Below are 17681 nucleotides of genomic sequence, written 5' to 3' on the forward strand. Positions count from 1 at the left end.
ATGACCGGTGGACGATTGGTCGTCGTCGGCAACGGCATGGTCGGCCAGCGGTTCGTCGAGGCGCTGCGCGCCCGCGACCACGACCGGCGCTGGCAGGTGACGGTGCTCGCCGAGGAGCCCCGCCCGGCGTACGACCGGGTGCGGCTGTCCGCTTTCTTCGACGGGGTGACCGCCGAGGAGCTGAACCTGCACACCCCGGACGACGGGGTGCAGCTGCGCCTCGGCGACCCGGTGACCGGGATCGACCGGGACCGGCGGGTGGTGACCACCGCAGCCGGGGAGCACCCGTACGACGCGCTGGTGCTGGCCACCGGGTCGTACCCGTTCGTGCCCCCGGTGACCGGCACCGACCTGCCCGGGGTCTTCGTCTACCGCACCCTGGACGACCTGGAGGCGATCCGGGCGCACGCCCGCGGCCGGGTGACCGGCGCGGTGATCGGAGGTGGCCTGCTCGGCCTGGAGGCCGCCAACGCGCTGCGGCTGCTGGGGCTGCGGACCCACGTGGTGGAGTTCGCCCCCCGGCTGATGCCGGTGCAGGTCGACGAGGCGGGCGGCGCGATGCTGCGGCGCTACGTCGAGGAGCTGGGCGTCACCACCCACCTCGGGGTGGGCACCACCGCGCTGCGGCCCGGCCCGGACGGCACGGTCGCCGCGTTGGACCTCTCCGACGGCGGCACGGTCGCCGCCGACCTGGTGGTGGTGGCCGCCGGCATCCGTCCCCGCGACGAGCTGGCCCGCGCCGCCGGGCTGCCGCTCGGCCCGCGCGGCGGGGTGCTGGTCGACGGGAGCTGCCGCAGCGACGACGAGCGGATCTGGGCGGTCGGCGAGTGCGCGGCCGTCGACGGCGCCTGCCACGGGCTGGTCGCCCCCGGGTACGCGATGGCCGAGGTGGTGGCCGACCGGCTGCTCGGTGGCGCGGCCACCTTCCCGGGCGCGGACAGCGCCACCAAGCTCAAGCTGCTCGGTGTGGACGTGGCCTCGTTCGGGGACGCCCACGGCACCACGCCGGGCTGCCTGGACGTCACGTTCACCGACCCGGTCACCCGCTCGTACGCGAAGCTGGTCCTCTCCGACGACGCGCGGACGCTGCTCGGTGGGGTGCTGGTCGGGGACGCGAGCGCCTACCCGACGCTGCGGGCCAGTGTCGGCGGGCCGCTGCCCGCTCCCCCGCTGGCGCTGCTGGCGCCGGCCGGTGGGGCGGGTGCCGGGGCGGCGGCGTTGCCGGGGGCGGCGCAGGTCTGCTCCTGCAACGCGGTGACCCGGGACGACATCGACGCGGCGATCGCCGGCGGGGCGTGCGACGTGCCGGCGCTGAAGGCGTGCACCCGGGCCGGGACGAGCTGCGGCTCCTGCGTGCCGATGCTCAAGCAACTGCTCGACGCGGCCGGGGTGCAGCAGTCCACCGCCCTCTGTGAGCACTTCGACGCCAGCCGCCAGGAGCTGTTCGACATCGTCCGGGTGCGCGGCATCCGGACGTTCTCGCAGCTCGTCGCCGAGCACGGCCGGGGCCGGGGCTGCGACGTCTGCAAGCCGGTGGTGGCCTCGATCCTCGCCTCGCTGGGTGCCGGCCACGTGCTCGACGGCGAGCAGGCGTCGTTGCAGGACACCAACGACCACTTCCTGGCCAACCTGCAACGCGACGGCAGCTACTCGGTGGTGCCCCGGATCCCGGGGGGCGAGATCACCCCGGACAAGCTGATCGTGATCGGGGAGGTGGCCCGCGACTTCCAGCTCTACACCAAGATCACCGGCGGGCAGCGGATCGACCTGTTCGGCGCGCGGGTCGAGCAGTTGCCGCAGATCTGGCGGCGGCTGGTCGACGCCGGCTTCGAGTCCGGCCACGCGTACGGCAAGGCGCTGCGCACGGTGAAGTCCTGCGTCGGCGAGACCTGGTGCCGGTACGGGGTGCAGGACTCGGTCGGCCTGGCCGTCGCGCTGGAGCTGCGCTACCGGGGGCTGCGTGCCCCGCACAAGCTCAAGTCGGCGGTCTCCGGCTGTGCCCGGGAGTGCGCCGAGGCCCGCAGCAAGGACTTCGGCATCATCGCCACCGACACCGGGTGGAACCTCTACCTCGGCGGCAACGGCGGCTTCCGCCCCCGGCACGCCGACCTGTTCGCCACCGACCTGTCCACCGACGAGCTGATCACACTGATCGACCGGTTCCTGATGTTCTACGTCCGCACCGCCGACCGGTTGCAACGCACCGCCGCCTGGATCGAGGCGATGGACGGCGGGCTGGAACATCTCCGGTCGGTGATCGTCGACGACTCGCTCGGGCTCTGCGCCGAACTCGACGCGGCGATGGCCCGGCACGTCACGTCCTACTCCGACGAGTGGCGCGACGTGCTGGACGACCCGGAACGGCTGCGCCGCTTCACCTCCTTCGTCAACGCCCCCGACGTGCCCGACCCGTCGATCACCTTCGCGGTGGAACGCGGCCAGCCGGTGCCGGCGCGCGACACCCGCGCCACCGTCGGCATCGCGCCACCCGGGGGAGCCGCGCCACCCGACGGGGCGCCCGCCCGGCGTCGCCAGCCGGTCGCCCTCGGTCTGCCGGAGGTACGGCGATGAGCGACACGGCCACCGTCAGCTGGACCCCGGTCTGCCCACTGGACCGGCTGGAGCCCGAGCGGGGCGTCGCCGCCCTGGTCGACGGGGTGCAGGTGGCGCTCTTCCGGCTCGACGACGAGCTGTTCGCGGTCGACAACCTCGATCCGCTCAGCGGCGCGTACGTGATGTCGCGGGGCATCGTCGGCAGCCGGGGCGGGGTGCCCACCGTCGCCTCCCCCCTGCACAAGCAGGTGTACGACCTGCGAACCGGGCTCTGCCTGGACCTGCCCGGGGTGACCCTGCCCCGGTACGACGTCCGCTGCCGGGACGGCCTGGTCGAGGTGCGGCTGCGACAGGAGGAGTGATGCGGGACGAACTGGCCGGCTTCACCATCGGGGTGACCGCCGACCGGCGACGCGACGAACTGGCCGCGTTGCTGGAACGACGCGGTGCCCGGGTGGTGCTCGCCCCGGCCCTGCGGATCGTGCCGCTGGCCGACGACACCGACCTGCGGGACGCCACCCGGGCCTGCCTGGACCGGCCACCGGACGTGCTGATGGCCAACACCGGCATCGGGATGCGCGGCTGGTTGGAGGCCGCCGAGGGCTGGGGGCTGGCCGAGCCGCTGAAGGCCGTGCTGTCCCGGGCGTACGTGGTGGCCCGCGGTCCCAAGGCGCGCGGCGCGATCCGCGCCGCCGGCCTGCACGACCAGTGGTCGCCCGTCTCGGAGAGTTGCGAGGAGGTGGTCGAGCACCTGTGCCGGCGTGGGGTGGCCGGGCAGGTGATCGCCATGCAGCTGCACGGCGACCGGCAGCCGAAGTGCACCGAGGCGCTGGAGGCCGCCGGAGCCACCGTGATCGAGGTGCCCGTCTACCGGTGGGCCCCGCCGACCGACCCGGCCCCGCTGCACCGGCTGATCGACCTGGTCGCCGGCCGGCTGGTCGACGCCGTCACCTTCACCTCGGCCCCGGCGGCGGAGGCGCTGCTGCGCGCCGCGGGCGACCGCACCGAGACGGTGCTCGCCGCCCTGCGCGGGGACGTGCTGGTCAGCTGCGTCGGCGCGGTCACCGCCGAACCGCTGGTGCGCCGGGGGGTGCCGGTCAGCGCGCCGAGCCGGGCGCGGCTCGGCGCGCTGGTCCGCACCATCGTGGACGAGTTGCCGCGCCGTACCCTCACCGTCAAGGCGGCCGGGCACCTGCTGACCCTGCGCGGGCACGCGGCCGTCATCGACGGGGAGTTGCGGCCCCTGGCCCCCGCGCCGATGGCGGTGCTGCGGGCGCTCGCCGCCCAGCCCGGCCGGGTGCTGTCCCGGACCGAACTGCTGCGCACGCTGCCCCGGGGGGCCGACGAGCACGCGGTGGAGATGGCGGTGGCCCGGCTGCGGGTGGGGCTGCGGGCACCCCGGGTGGTGCAGACCGTCGTCAAGCGCGGCTACCGGCTCCGGGTGGAGTGAGGCCGGCTCCGGGCGGAGTGCAGCCGACCCCGGACCTGGCATGGCCGACCCCGGACGGAGTGCGGCCGACCCCGGGCCCGGCACGGCCGACCCCGGGCGGCGCACGGTGGCGGCCGGGGTCGCCGGTGGTGACGACCCGGCCCGGGGCCTGCGCCGTCACCACCGGCGACCCGCCCGCGCTCAGCCCACCGGGGTCGGGAAGCCCCGGCCGTGCTCGGCCTGGAGCCGGAGCATGGCGTGTTCGACCACGGTCACCAGCACCTGCTTGACCGACTCCCGGTCCCGGGCGTCGCACATCACCAGCGGCACGTCCGCCGAGATGGCCAGCGCCTCGCGGACCTCCTCCGGCTCGTACAGGTCCGAGCCGTCGAACCGGTTCAGCGCGACCACGTACGGCAGTTTGCGGTTCTCGAAGTAGTCCAGCGGGGCGAAGGCGTCGGTGATCCGCCGGGTGTCCACCAGGACGGCGGCCCCCACCGCCCCCCGGATGATCTCGTCCCACATGAACCAGAACCGGGTCTGCCCGGGCGTGCCGAAGAGGTACAGGATCAGGTCCTGCGCCATGGTGATCCGGCCGAAGTCCATGGCGACCGTGGTGGTCTCCTTGCCGGGCACCTTCGACGGATCGTCGATGCCGACGCCCGCGGCGGTCATCAACGCCTCTGTGGTCAGCGGAGTGATCTCGGAGATCGCTCCGACCAGGGTCGTCTTGCCCACGCCGAAGCCGCCCGCGACCACGATCTTCGCGGAGACGATTCCCCGGCTCTGGCGCGACCCGACGGGGTCATAGCCTGCGAAGTCCACTTAGCACCCTTCCAAGGATTTCCATTCGCTCCTCGAACCCCTCGGCGGGAGCGGCAGTGTGTAGCGTGAGCAGACCGTCGGCGACCAGGTCGGCGACCAGCACCCGGGCGACGCCCAACGGCATCCGGGTGTACGCGGCGATCTCCGCCAGCGACTGCGCCCGACCCTCGCAGACGGTGGCGATGCGGTACTTGTCGTGCCCGGCGAAGCGGGACTCGGCCACCTGGGTCGCGCTGGAGGTGAGCACCGCCTCCAGCGCGATGTCCCGGCTCGGCTCGGTGCGGCCCCGGGTGACCGCGTACGGACGGACCAGTGCTCCACGGGGATCCCGTCGGGGGTCCATGCCGCGATCACCTCCTCCCGCCCGGGTCCGCCCCGGTCGCCTCGTCCCCGGCCGGACGCGGTCGCGCCCGGCCAGCCCTCCGACGTGCTACGAACGCACGGCGTCCCGGGGCAGCGGCACCAGCGCCGCGCCCACCCGCTCGACCAGCAACGCCATCTCGTAACCGACCTGGCCGACGTCGCAGCTGCGGGCCGCGAGCACCGCCATCGACGAGCCGTCACTGATCGACATCAGGAACAGGTAACCGCTGTCCATCTCGATCACTGTCTGCAGCACCCCGCCAGCGCTGAACATCCGGGCGGCACCCTCGGTCAGACTCACCACGCCGGAGGTGATCGCGGCGAGCTGGTCGGCCCGGTCGGTGGGCAGGTCCCGCGAGGAGGCGAGCAGCAGCCCGTCCGCGGACACCGCCACCACGTGGGCGATGCCCGCCACGCTGTCGGCGAAGTTGGTGAGCAGCCAACCCATGTCCTGCATGGCAGCTGGCCTGTTCATCGGTTCGTCTCCTTGGTCGAGGTGCTGTTGAGGTCCGCACCCGCGGTGCGTCCGCGCTGCACACCGCGGTGGTACGCCGAGAGCAGGCCGCGTACCTCGTCGGGGGTACGGCGGCTGCGGTCCCGGCCGCCCTTCGGCTCGATCCCGCCGGGCACGAGCTGGGCCTGCGGCACCCGCTTCGGCAGGCCCGAACGGGTGGTGCCGGCGCTGGCGGGCTCGGCCGCCTGGCTGGCCCGGGACCATCCCTCGTCGGCCGCCGTCCGCCAGGCCTCGGAGTCGCCACCGGCCGGGGCCGCCGGGGCCTCGGTGGCGGTGTGCGGTGGCGCGGGCGGCGCGTCGGTGGTGGCGTATGTCGGCGGCACGGTGGCGGCCGGCGTGTCGGGGACGGTCACGGCGGGCGCCTCCGCAGGGGCCGGGGCGGGCGTGACGGTCGGGGTGCCGGCCGCGGTGGGCGCGGCGGGTACCCGGGTCGGCAGCGGTGGGCGGGACGGCCGGGCCGCGCCGTTCGACCGGGCCGGTGCGGCGGGCGGCTCGTCGTCGAAGCGGGGCCGGGTGAAGATCGCGGTGGCGTCGTCCCCGTGGGACCGGAACCACACCGCCTCCATCTCCCGGAAGATCGGCGAGTCGGCCGGCCGGTCCGGGCGGGCCACCACCGGCGCAGCCGGCGTCGGCGGCGCGTACGACGCCGCCGGAGGGCTGTACGGCGCGGCGGGGGCGGCGTACGACGACGCGGCCGGTGCCACGAACGGGGTGGCGGCGGGGGCACCCGCGAACGGGGTGGCAGCGGGGGCACCCGCGAACGGGGTGGCAGCGGGGGCACCCGCGTACGGAGCCGCAGCGGGAGCACCCGCGTACGGACCGGCGGCAGGGGCGCCCGCATAGGGAGCAGCGGCGGGGGCGCCCGCGTACGGACCGGCGGCGGGGGCGGGGGTGCCGGCGAACGGCATCGCCGGGCCGCCGTAGGAGTCCGCGGTGGTGGGGGCGGCCAGCGCACCGGCGACCGGGCCGACCGGGAGCACCGGGGTGGCCTCGGCCGGCGCGGCCCGCCTCGGCAGCGGGTCGATGGTCGGGTTCGCCACCGTGGGGCTGCCGGCCGAGAAGGCGGAGAACCCGGAGTCGGCAGCGGGGGCGGAGACGGGGGTGAGCGGGGGTGCGGAGACCGGGCCGCCGAACTGCACGGCCGGGGCGGTGTCCCGGGCGTCCACCGGCGACTGCCAGGCGGCCGGCGCCGGCGGGGTGGTCCGCCACTGGTCGTTCAACGTCGCCGCGGCGCTGCGGGCACCGGCGAAGGCGTTGCCGATACCGGTCGTGGCGGGCGCGGCGGGCGCGGGCTGCTCGACCGCCAGCGGCTGGCGCGGCCGGTTGACCGCCTGGTCCCGACCCCGGTGGGCGGGGAGCACCACGGTGGCGTTGGGCAGCGTCACCTGCGCCACGGTGCCACCCTCGACGTTGCGGCGCAGCTCCACCCGGATGCTGTAGCGACCGGCGAGCCGGCTGACCACGGCGAGACCCATCAGCCGGAAGGCGGCCACGTCCACGGTGGGCGGCGCGGCGAGCCGACGGTTGAGCGAGTCCAACTGCTCGTCGGTCAGGCCCAGTCCCCGGTCCTCGATCTGGATCAGCACGTAGTCGCGGATGCGTCGGCCGTCGGCGACCACGGTGGTGGTCGGCGAGGAGAAGCGGGTGGCGTTGTCCAGCAGCTCGGCGACGAGCCGTACCACGTCGTTGACGGCGTGCGCGGCGACCGAGATGTCGGTGTCGACGGTGCCGAACTCGATCCGGTTGTAGAGCTCCACCTCGGACTGGGCGGCCCGCAGCACGTCGACCAGCAACGCGTCGTCGCGACGCGGTACGGCCGAGTCGGCACCGGCCAGGACCAGCAGGTTCTCGTCGTTACGACGCATCCGGGTGGCGAGGTGGTCGAGTTCGAAGAGCTGGGCCAGCCGCTTCGGGTCCTCCTCGCCGCGCTCGATCGCGTCCAGCTCGCCGATCATCCGGTCGACCAGGGTCTGACTGCGCCGGGCCAGGTTCAGGAACATCGCCGAGACGCTGGTCCGCAGCGCCGCCTGCTCGGCGGCGACCCGGACGGCCTCCCGGTGGACCACGTTGAAGGCCAGGGCCACCTGGCCGACCTCGTCCCGGTTGGTCAGCCGGATCGGATCCCGTACCTGCCGGACGATCTCCTCCACGCCGCCGTCGCTGACGCTGCCCATGTTCTGCAGCCGCTTGACCGCGTCCGGCAGGTCGTGGTTGGCCACCGACAGGGCACCCTCGCGCAGCCGGCGCAGCGAGTGGTTCAGCGAGCGGGCCAGCACCACGGCGAGGGTGATCGCCGTGATCAGGGTGAGCAGCACCAGCACCGACTCGATGACGGCCTGCTGGATCACGTCGCTGCGGGCCTGCTCGGAGCGGGCGAGCAGGGTGTCCTGGAGCTGGATCTCGGTCCACCGCATCAGGTCGTTGACCGCGCCGATCGAGGCGCTGGCGTCGCCCGCGCTGACCGGACTGCGCTGCCCGACCGAGCGGGTGATGTCGGCGGCCACCCGGTCGGCCAGCCCGACGGCGTCCCCGGAGACCGCGCCGTCGACCAGCGCCCGCTGGGTGGGATCGGCGGCGAGGGAGAAGCCGAGCAGCGCCTCCTGCTGGCTGGTCAGGGTCGCCACGAAGGAGGAGAACTGCTCCTCGTCCAGGCGTCCACCGACCAGCGCGGTGTAGGCGACCGCCTCCTCCTCGGCGACGGCGGCCTTGGCCCGGCTGAACGCGGCCACCGCGCGGCGGGCGTCCGCCAGGCTCTCCTGGCCGGAGAGCTGCGCCAGGGTGTCGCCGTAGGAGACCAGGTCGGTGAGGATCACGCCGTACCGCAGGGTGGCCTCGGCGACCGGCATCTGCCGGCGGTCGAGCACCTCCTGCCGGGTCGCGTCGAGCGTCCGCAGGTGGTCGTCGATCACGGTGAGCCGGTCCCGCACGGCGGTCGGCACCTCGCCGAGGTCGGCGCGCTCGGCCCGGTAGCTGTTGATCCGCTCGCCGGTGGCCCGCACCCGCAGGTTGTAGTCGTCCGGGAGCTGCTGCGGGTTGGCCAGAAAGGCCGCGGCGGCCATCCGCTCCTTGTGCAGATCCTGCGTCAGCGCGGAAACCTCGATGGACAGTGCGGTCAGTGACCGGATCTGAGTAGCGTCGACAGCACCCTCGGTAGTGGACACCAGTCGCATTGTTGCCAACAGGACGACTGCGGCGACCGGTACGACCAGAATGAGGGCGAGCTTGGATCGAATACGCGCGTCCCGCAGCCGGGGCAGTCGGCGTCCCCGTTCAGGTCCGGCGCTTTCGCCTGGCTCGGGCAGGGCCGTCGGTCCGGTGCTCACGACATCGCCTCCGTCGTATCTTCCACACGCCTGACCCGCCGACCCGCGCCTGGTGCAACGGACAGCGCCATGCGCGGCACGGCCGCGATTTCATCAGAGAAGATCCTGTTTGGGAAGTCGGCAACGAGGCAGAAATCGGTCGGCCGACACGTCGGTCGCCTTTTGCCCTCATTAGCAGGCCACCCCTGAACAGGGCATGTCACTCCAGAGTGTTCGTTCGCCTCTGATGAGTGAGCATCGGTAAATATCTGATGTCCCCACGATGTGAGATTCGCGTCCCGAAACCGCCGACAGCTCCGCGCTTGACCGCAGCGCCCCCGCATTGGCAAGGTTTTGCAGGCTTTCGCGCACACCGTACGGCACCCAATCCCGTTTCTCCACTGAGGACGGACTAGCGGCGGTGAGGGGCCTGCCCCACGCCGCACATGGAGGACTGAGTTGAGCCCCATCCGCTCCGCGACCATCGTGGCGCTCGCATCGGCCGTGCTGGCCACCACGCTCACCGGCTGCTCGTTCGGGGCGGCAGAGGAGGACGACAGCCCGATCACCATCGGCGCCGACCTCGAACTCTCCGGTGCCGCCGCGCCGGTCGGCAAGGCGTACCAGCGCGCCCTGGAACTGAAGGTCGACCAGTTGAACGCCTCCGGCGCGCTGGGCAAGCGCAAGGTCAGACTGACGGTCAAGGACAACCGGTCCGACGTCAACGAGTCGCTGCGCAACGTCGGCGACTTCAGCAACGACGCCAAGGTGCACGCCATCATCATGGGTGGCTGCAACGAGTGCGCCGTCGGCGCCGTCCGCACCATCAACGAGCGGAAGATCCCGACGATCGCGCTCGCCCCGTCGGGGGCGGTCGCCAGCCCGGCCCCTGAACGCCGGTACGTGTTCAAGCTCGCGCCGAACGCGGCCGACAGCGCCGCCGCCCTCACCGTCGAGCTGCGCCGGCGCGGGATCACCGAGGTCGGCATCCTGCACAGCGCGGACGACTACGGCCGGGAGGGCCTGGCCGCGTTGGACGACGAGTTCCGCAAGGTCGGCATCAAGCGGGTCCGGGCCGAGACGGTCCGCACCACCGACACCGAACTCGGCGAGCCGATCCGCCGGCTCGCCAACCGCGACCCCGCCGGTCTGATCATCTGGACCCCGCCGGAGCAGGCCGCCCTCGCCGCCACCGCCGCCGACCAGTCCGGCTACGCCGGGTCGCTCTTCTTCGACGCCGCCGCCGCCGGTGACCTCTTCCTGGGCGGCTCCGGCCGGGCCACCGAGCGGGCCACCCTGATCTTCACCCAGACCATGGTGATCGACGACGTCATCGCCACCACCCCGGCCAAGGCCGCCCGCCGGCAGTGGTTCCAGGACTACACCGCCCGGTTCGGCGGCTACAACGGACTCTCGTCGTTCGCCGCCGACGCGGTCCAGCTGATCGCCGACTCCGCGCTGCGGGCCGGCGGTCCGACCGGCAGCGTCAACCGGGACGGCCTCCGCGACGTCCTGGAGACGTCCCAGCTCGACGGCCTGTCCGGACCGATCCGGATGACCCCGGACAACCACTCCGGCCTGATGCCGCAGGCGCTGACCACGTTGGTGGCCCGGGGCGGCCGGTGGCGGCTGGCCGGCTGACGGGCCGGGCTCGCCGCGCTGACGGGCCGGGCTCGCCGCGCCCGGCCGGACTGTCCACGCTGACGGGCCGCGCCCACGGGCCGGACTTTCCGTGCTGACGGGCCGGGCCGCCCCCGGTGTCTCCACCGTGAGGGCGGCCCGGTGTCCGCCGTGACCGACAGGCCGACCCCCAAGGTGGGGTCGGCCCGTCGGTGCTCCGTGGTCGGGCGTCGCCGGGGTCAGCGGGCCGAGGTGGTGGCCCGGACCCAGGGCAGGGCCAGCCGCTCGACCAGCGACAGCGCCGAGTAGAGCACGATGCTCATCGTCGCGATCAGCACGATCGCCGCCCACGCCGTGGCGGTGTCGCCGACCCCGTTGTACTGGAGGATCTGGTAACCCAGGCCCGGCTTGTCGGAGTAGAACTCCCCGATCACCGCGCCGATCGCGGCCAGCGGCATCGCCACCTTCAGGCCGACGAAGATCTGCGGCAACGCGGCCGGGAACCGCACCTTGCGGAACGACTGCCACCAGGAGGCGTTCAGCGACCGGGCCAGTTCGGCCAGGTCAGCCGGGGTGGTGGTGAGCCCGGTGGCGGTGGAGAGCACGATCGGGAAGAAGCAGAGCAGGAACACCATGGTCAGGATCGGCTTGGCGCCCCAGCCGACCGAGACCACCAGCAGCGGCCCCAGCGCGATCTTGGGCACCGCGTTGACCGCCACCAGCAGCGGGGCGAACATCCGTTCGACCCGCCGGGAGGCGGCCAGCGCCATCCCGATCAGCACCCCGGCGACCGTCGAGAGCAGGAAGCCGAGCAGCGTCATCAGGGTGGTCGTGCCCAGCGCCGGGAAGAGTACATCCGCGGATGCGGTCAGCGACGACCAGACCGCCTGCGGCGGCGGCAGGGACGCCGGGTGCACCAGGTGCAGCCCGGAGGTGACCGCCCACCAGACGGCCACCGTGACCACCAGGCCGAGCAGCGGCAGGCCGACCGTCGCGGGACGCATCCGGGACCGGGGTGACCGGCCGGCCGCCGGGGGGACGGTCGGCGCGGTGCCGCCCGCGGCGGTCGGCGGTCCGGCCGACCCGGGTACGGGACGGGTCCGGATCGACTCCGTCACAGGGTCCTCCTCTCCTGCCGGCACGCTGGCCGGCACGCGACGGGGGTGCGCCCACCGGTCGTCCCGCTGGGTCGCACCCCCGTGGCACCGTCGGTGTCGGTCAGGCCTTCGGCACGAGGTTGAAGTCGATGACCTGGTCCGGGGTGATGTTCGACTTGAGCGCGCCGGCACCCTGGAGGATCGCGATGCTCTTGGCGACCCGGTCGCTGTCCAACGTGCCGATGGCGGTGCCGGAGTTGCTGGAGCGGACGTAGCCGGCCATCAGCTGCAGCTCGGCGGCGGCGGCCGCCGGGTTGGTGGCGTCGACGTTCTTCTTCAGCAGCTCGGCCGCCTCCTGCGGGTTGGCCAGGGCGTACTCCAGACCCTTGAGCAGCGCCGCGGTGAACTTCTTCACCTTCTCCGGGTTCTCCTTGGCGATCTTGCTGGAGGTGATCAGCGCGTTGCCGTAGAGGTCCTGCATCACGTTGCTGTACGGCAGCACGACCGGCTTCTTCTTGGTGACCGCCTCGACGGTCGGCTGCCCGACGACGAACTGGCCGATGCCGTCCACCTGGCCGCCGGCGAGCTGGCCGATCAGGCCCTGCGCGTCACCGTTGACCCAGGTCACCTTGCTGTAGTCCACCCCGGCCATCCGGGCGTACGTCGGGAAGAGGTTGCGCACGACGGAGCCGGGGGTGTCCGCGAGCTTCTTGCCCTCCAGGTCCTTCGGCGTGGCGATGTTCTTGCCCTCGACCGAGACGATGGCGGCCATGGTGCGCTGCTGGATCGCGGCCACCGCCACGAAGTCCTTGGCCACCCCGTTGCCGACCTGGAGCAGGCCACCGGTCAGGTCGATCGGGCCGAAGTCGGCCTGACCGCCGACGATGGTCTGGATGACCGCGCCGGTGCCCTGACCGGGCTTGATCTCCACGTCGAAGCCGGCCTCCTTGAAGAAGCCCTTCTCCTTCGCCACCCAGGCGTACGAGTCACGGCCGAAGTTACCAAACGAGGTGAGGTAGGTCACCTTTTCCAGCGACGTGCCGTCGCCGGCCTTTGCGTCCGCCGAGTCGGACCCGCCACTGCAGGCGGAGACCAGGGCGAGGGCGGTGGCCAGGGTGGCCGCGGCGACCGTGCGGGTCAGCCTTGTCATCTGTGCACCATGTCCTTTCCGACCGGGCGGTGTACCCGGAGGGGGTTGTCGTTCCGGCGGCAACCGGCGTGAGGGGGCACCGATGCCGCCGTCGTGAAGGGACTCTTCGCTGGCACAGCGTACGAGACACTTACCGTCACCACACCAGGCGGATCGGGTTGCGGAACGGAAACAACTGCACTCCACCCCGGACGGTGACCAGCCAGCACGCTGGGGATACCCTTGTCAGATTCCTGACCGCCGACTCAGGGGAGACCGACGGCGATGATCCGACTGTCCGATGTGTCGCGTACCTTCGACGGCCGTTCGGGGCGGGTCGAGGCGCTGCGCGGGATCAATCTCGACGTGGCCGAGGGCGAGTTCGTCGCCGTGCTCGGCCGCTCCGGCTGCGGCAAGTCCACCTTACTCAGGATGATCGCCGGGCTGCTGCCGGTCACCGGTGGCGAGATCACCGTCGCCGGCAGCCCGATCACCCGGCCCCGCCGCGACGTCGCGATGCTCTTCCAGAAACCCGCCCTGCTCCCCTGGCGCACCGTGCTCGACAACGTGCTGCTGCCCGCCGAGATCTTCGGCTGGAGCCGGGCCAAGCACCGCGACCGCGCCCGGCAGCTGCTGGAACTCTCCGGGCTGGCCGGCTTCGAGAAGCGGCTGCCGCACGAACTCTCCGGCGGCATGCAGCAGCGGGTGTCGCTCTGCCGGTCGCTGATCGGCCAGCCCCGGGTGATGCTGATGGACGAGCCCTTCTCCGCCCTGGACGCGCTGACCCGGGAGGAACTCTCCGGTGAGCTGCAACGGGTGCACATGGAGACCGGCGCGACCGTCGTCTTCGTCACCCACTCCATCGACGAGGCGGTGCTGCTGGCCGACCGGGTGGTCGTGCTCAGCCCCCGCCCCGGCCGGATCCGCAAGATCGTCGAGGTGGACATCCCCCGCCCCCGCACCCTCGGCCGCAACGCGCACCTCGCCGACGTCGCACGGGTCAGCGCCGACCTGCACGAGCTGCTGATGGAACGGGACCTGCCGGCGGCGGCCGGGGTGGAGGGACGATGACCGTGCGGGTGGCCATCTTCACCGAGCCGCACCGGGGCGCGAGCTACGACGACCAGCTCCGGTTCGCCCGGCTCTGCGAGGCCGGCGGCTTCGACGGGTTCCTCCGGGCCGACCACTACCGGGCGATGAGCGACGAACCCGGGCTGCCCGGCCCCACCGACGCCTGGCTGACCCTGGCCGCGCTCGCCCGCGAGACCTCCCGCATCCGGCTGGGCACCCTGGTCACCTCGGCCACCTTCCGGCTGCCCGGCCCGCTGGCCGTGATGGTCGCCCAGGTCGACCAGATGAGCGGCGGCCGGGTCGAGCTGGGCATCGGCGCCGGCTGGTACGAGCGGGAGCACACCGCGTACGGCATCCCCTTCCCCGGCGTCGGCGAGCGCTTCGACCGGCTCGCCGAGCAGCTGGAGATCGTCACCGGTCTGTGGCGCACCCCGGTCGGCGAGAGCTACACCTGGGCCGGCGAGTACTACCGGCTGGTCGACGCCCCGGCCCTGCCCAAACCGGTCCAGCAGCCGGGGCCACCGGTGATCGTCGGGGGCCGCGGCCCGAAACGCACCCCCGACCTGGCCGCCCGGTACGCCGACGAGTTCAACGTGCCGTTCACGTCGGTCGAGGAGACCGCCCAGGCGTACGACCGGGTACGGGAGGCCTGCGACCGGGCCGGCCGGGCCGACTCGGGACGGGCGCCACTGGTGTACTCCGCCGGGATCGTGGTGGCGATCGGGCGGACCGACGCCGAAGCCCAGCGCCGGGCCGCGCCGCTGCACGTCAAGAGCGCGCTGCCGCCCGAGGACCCGGTGGTCGGCTCCCCCGCCCAGCTGGTCGACCGGATCGGCGAGTTCGCGGCGGTCGGCGCCACCCGGGTCCACCTCCGGCTGATCGACCTCGACGACCTCGACCATCTGGAGCTCATCGCCGCCGAAGTGCTCCCCCAACTGGACGGATCCTGATGACCGACGTGACGCACGACCTCGAACTCGGCCCGGTCGGCCAGGAGATCGTCTACGAGAACGACCGGGTGCGGGTCTGGCACATCCGGCTGGCCCCGGGCGAGCGGCAGCCGCTGCACCGGCACGACCACCCGTACCTGGTGATCGCGATCGAGGGTGCTAAGAACGTGGTGCAGACGATCGACGGCACCCGGATCGACGCCGACGAACCCACCGGCGGCGTGGTCTACCGGGATCCGGGCGCCGTCCACATGCTCACCAATGTCGGGGACACGACTTACCTGGCCCGTCTGGTGGAACTCAAGTAGTCGCTGGTAGAGCTTGGGTAACAGCTGGTCCCGGCCACGCCGCGCCGCAGTGGCGATCGGGCGCACCGGGCCGTAACGTGCCCGACATGGCCTTTCGGACGTGGGGCAGACTGCTGCTCACCGCATTCGGGGTGAGCATGTTGGCCGGGGCCGGCCAGCTCGGCATCGCGTACGGCTTCGGCATCGTCCGGCTCGCCGGCGACTTCCCCGACGTCAACCGGTGGCTGGCCCAGCTCGCCTGGGTCGGCTGGTTCGCGGCGACCGCCGCCGTGGTCGGCGCGGTCCTCACCGACCGGCTCGCCCGCCGCGAGGGGCTACCGGAGACCACCGCGGTACGCCTGGCGGTCTCCGGTGCCGCCGCGCTCGGCGCGCTGGTCGTCGCCCCGCTCTGCATGCAGCCCGCGCGGGCCGCCGAACTCGGCGGCGTCGACCCGGTCCGGGCGGCCGGCATCTGTGCGGTCGCCGGGGCGGTGCTCGGCGCGGCTGCCGCCTCGGCCGTCCTGCTCCGCCCCCCGCTGGGCTGGAACGTCGCCCTGCTGGCGGGCACGGTCTGGCTACTCGCGGCGGTCTCGGCCACGCCGGGGGTGCTGTCCACCGAGCCGCTGCGCACCGTACGACTGGGGGTGCTGGAGCCGGCCTGGCTCGGCCCGGACCGGGCGCGGTGGCTGGCGACGGTGCTGCTGCCCGTGGTCGCGCTGGTGGCCGGCGCGGTGACCGGGGTGCTCGCCCGACGGCGCGGCCAGGTCCCGCTGATCGGCGGGGCCACCGGCGCGGCCGGCCCGGTGCTGCTCGCCTTCGCCTACCTGACCGCCGGGCCCGGCGACCCGGCGGACCGTTACCAGCTCGGCCCGTACTACGGCGCGCTGATCGCGGCCGTCACCGGCGCGCTCGGCTCGACCACCGCCGCGCTGGTGCGCTGGCCGCTGCTGCCCGCCCGCCCCGCCGCCGGTGACCCGGACGGGGCGATCGAGCCGACCGACATCCTCGCGCCGTTGCCCGCCGTGCCCGGCCCGGCCCCGGCCACGACGGACGGAACCGTGACGGATGGAACCGTTGCCGGCGGGACGGACCGGAGCGTCCGGGGCGGGAGCACGACGGATCGGACCGTCCGGGACGGGACCGTGACGGACGAGCCGGTCACCGTGGACCTGGGCGTTGTCGGCCGGAGCCTCGATCCCGGCTCACCCAGCACGGGTGGCACCCCGGCCCACTGGGACTGGCCGGACCCCGCCGCCACCGTCACCGACCGACCTACCATCCGCCCGGCTCCGGCTCCGGCTCCGGCTCCGGCTCCGGCTCCGGCTCCAGCTCCAGCTCCAGCTCCAGCTCCAGCTCCAGCTCCAGCTCCAGCTCCAGCTCCAGCTCCAGCTCCGGGCAGTCTGCCCCGGGCCGAGAGCACCGGTGCCGGGCAGGGGCTGGCCGCCGGACCGGCCACCGGGGACGAACCCGCCCCCGCCGCCAAGTCTCGCCCGAAGCGGACCCCGAGGACCCGGGCCGCCGCCAGCGGCGCCCCGGTCGGTTCCACCGCGCGACCCGCCCCCACCTCGGCAGCCGGGGTCGGCGACACCGAGGGCGAACGACCGGCCGCCACCCGATCCGCCCCTGCCTCGCCGACCGAGGTCGGCGACACCGGCGGGTGGCGGCCGGCCGCCACCCGGTCGGGGCCGACCGGTGCCGCAGCACCGGACAGCACCGAGCCGGACGGCACCACCCTGGACAGCGCCACCCTGGACAGCGCCGAACCGGACAGCACCCGTCCCGGTGCCCCCGCCGCCGGACCGGTACCGCCCGTCGTCGGGTTGCGTCACGTCACGCCGGGCGGGGTCGACGGCATGCCCCGCCCCCGCCACCAACTGCCGGACCTGAGCGGCACCGGTGGACCGACCGACGCCGGCCGCCCCGTACCGGCCCCGGCCGTCCTGCCGTTCCCGGAGCCGGACACCACCGAGCGGAAGGACACCCCCGGACCGGTCAACCTCCGCTGGGAGGCGGGCAGCTCCCCCGCCGACACCCCGCTGGAGAGGAAGCCCGCCGCCCCGAACTCCGCCGGCCCTCCCGCCGGCCCGGATTCCGCCGCCCCCGCGCCTGCCGGCAGCGACGATCACACGGCCGCCAGCAGCGATGACCGGAAGGGGGCCGGAAAGACCAAGGGCCGGCGCGGGCTGTTCCGGCGTAACCGGCCGCCCGAGGCCGAGCAGGCAGAAGGCCGAGACGCAGCGCAGGCGACCCCCGACGACGAGTACGTCGACTGGGTCGCCGGCCTGAGCAAGCCCCTGGCCGACAACGAACCGGAACGGGAGAGCGGCCGCCGCTCGCTACGCACCAGCGGCCGCCACCACCGCGACTGACCCCACCCACCCGACGCCCCAGCCCTCACGCCCGCGCACCCTCCCCTCCCGCGCCCACGCCCACGCCCCCGCTTCGATGATCAAGAGGTTTACGTCATGTTCCGGCGCAGAGCTGACGCAAACCTCTTGATCACCGCGGTGAAGCACGGGGGCGGCGGCGGGGGCGGGGGCG

The 17681-nt window shown here is 73.7% G+C and carries 14 protein-coding genes; 8 read left to right on the forward strand and 6 right to left on the reverse strand.

The window, feature by feature from the left end:
• From nirB to O7625_RS03065, 3 genes are read left to right on the forward strand one after another with little or no spacing between them, the layout of a single operon-like run.
• Window positions 1-2571, forward strand: a complete 2571-nt coding sequence (gene nirB, locus O7625_RS03055) for a nitrite reductase large subunit NirB (protein ID WP_282344176.1) — start codon at window positions 1-3, stop codon at window positions 2569-2571.
• The gene (nirD, locus tag O7625_RS03060; RefSeq protein ID WP_067314540.1) at window positions 2568-2915 is read left to right on the forward strand and encodes a nitrite reductase small subunit NirD; all 348 of its coding nucleotides are present in this window, start codon (window positions 2568-2570) and stop codon (window positions 2913-2915) included. The genes nirB and nirD overlap by 4 nt, the downstream gene beginning before the upstream one ends.
• The gene (locus O7625_RS03065) at window positions 2915-4003 is read left to right on the forward strand and encodes a uroporphyrinogen-III synthase (RefSeq protein ID WP_067314538.1); all 1089 of its coding nucleotides are present in this window, start codon (window positions 2915-2917) and stop codon (window positions 4001-4003) included. Before nirD ends, O7625_RS03065 begins: the two co-directional genes overlap by 1 nt.
• 180 nt (window positions 4004-4183) lie before the next feature.
• Here the strand turns inward: O7625_RS03065 and O7625_RS03070 are convergent, their stop codons facing one another.
• The 4 genes from O7625_RS03070 to O7625_RS03085 all read right to left on the reverse strand — a co-directional run bounded on the left by O7625_RS03070 (window position 4184) and on the right by O7625_RS03085 (window position 9007).
• On the reverse strand, window positions 4184-4807 hold the full coding sequence (locus tag O7625_RS03070) for an ATP/GTP-binding protein (protein WP_067313315.1): 624 nt from the start codon (window positions 4805-4807) through the stop codon (window positions 4184-4186).
• Entirely contained in the window at window positions 4788-5150 is a 363-nt protein-coding gene (locus O7625_RS03075; protein WP_067313317.1) for a DUF742 domain-containing protein, read from the reverse strand. Before O7625_RS03075 ends, O7625_RS03070 begins: the two co-directional genes overlap by 20 nt.
• Before the next feature lie 87 nt (window positions 5151-5237).
• Complete coding sequence (locus O7625_RS03080; RefSeq protein WP_067313320.1) at window positions 5238-5645, reverse strand: roadblock/LC7 domain-containing protein; 408 nt, start codon at window positions 5643-5645, stop codon at window positions 5238-5240.
• Window positions 5642-9007, reverse strand: coding sequence for a nitrate- and nitrite sensing domain-containing protein (locus O7625_RS03085; RefSeq protein WP_282344180.1), 3366 nt, complete (start codon window positions 9005-9007; stop codon window positions 5642-5644). The genes O7625_RS03080 and O7625_RS03085 overlap by 4 nt, the downstream gene beginning before the upstream one ends.
• 438 nt (window positions 9008-9445) lie before the next feature.
• Between O7625_RS03085 and O7625_RS03090 the strand changes: the two genes are divergently transcribed.
• Window positions 9446-10627: an ABC transporter substrate-binding protein gene (locus O7625_RS03090; protein ID WP_282344181.1), complete on the forward strand. Its 1182-nt coding sequence runs from the start codon at window positions 9446-9448 to the stop codon at window positions 10625-10627.
• Window positions 10628-10845: 218 nt separating this feature from the next.
• Here the strand turns inward: O7625_RS03090 and O7625_RS03095 are convergent, their stop codons facing one another.
• Together O7625_RS03095 and O7625_RS03100 are read right to left on the reverse strand one after the other, a co-directional pair.
• Complete coding sequence (locus O7625_RS03095) at window positions 10846-11724, reverse strand: ABC transporter permease (protein WP_067313326.1); 879 nt, start codon at window positions 11722-11724, stop codon at window positions 10846-10848.
• A 100-nt stretch (window positions 11725-11824) separates the two neighbouring features.
• Window positions 11825-12853, reverse strand: a complete 1029-nt coding sequence (locus O7625_RS03100) for an ABC transporter substrate-binding protein (RefSeq protein ID WP_067313328.1) — start codon at window positions 12851-12853, stop codon at window positions 11825-11827.
• 264 nt (window positions 12854-13117) lie between these two features.
• Here O7625_RS03100 and O7625_RS03105 point away from each other — a divergent pair, with 264 nt between their 5' ends.
• From O7625_RS03105 to O7625_RS03120, 4 genes are all read left to right on the forward strand, one after another.
• On the forward strand, window positions 13118-13903 hold the full coding sequence (locus O7625_RS03105) for an ABC transporter ATP-binding protein (RefSeq protein ID WP_067313330.1): 786 nt from the start codon (window positions 13118-13120) through the stop codon (window positions 13901-13903).
• A gap of 2 nt (window positions 13904-13905) precedes the next feature.
• Window positions 13906-14853, forward strand: a complete 948-nt coding sequence (locus O7625_RS03110) for an LLM class F420-dependent oxidoreductase (RefSeq protein ID WP_282346792.1) — start codon at window positions 13906-13908, stop codon at window positions 14851-14853.
• Window positions 14853-15161, forward strand: coding sequence for a cupin (locus O7625_RS03115; RefSeq protein WP_067313332.1), 309 nt, complete (start codon window positions 14853-14855; stop codon window positions 15159-15161). Before O7625_RS03110 ends, O7625_RS03115 begins: the two co-directional genes overlap by 1 nt.
• A gap of 86 nt (window positions 15162-15247) precedes the next feature.
• Window positions 15248-17509, forward strand: a complete 2262-nt coding sequence (locus O7625_RS03120; RefSeq protein ID WP_282344189.1) for a hypothetical protein — start codon at window positions 15248-15250, stop codon at window positions 17507-17509.
• Window positions 17510-17681 lie beyond the last annotated feature (172 nt).

It is taken from the genome of Micromonospora sp. WMMD714, assembly GCF_029581315.1.
GTDB lineage: Bacteria > Actinomycetota > Actinomycetes > Mycobacteriales > Micromonosporaceae > Micromonospora > Micromonospora rifamycinica.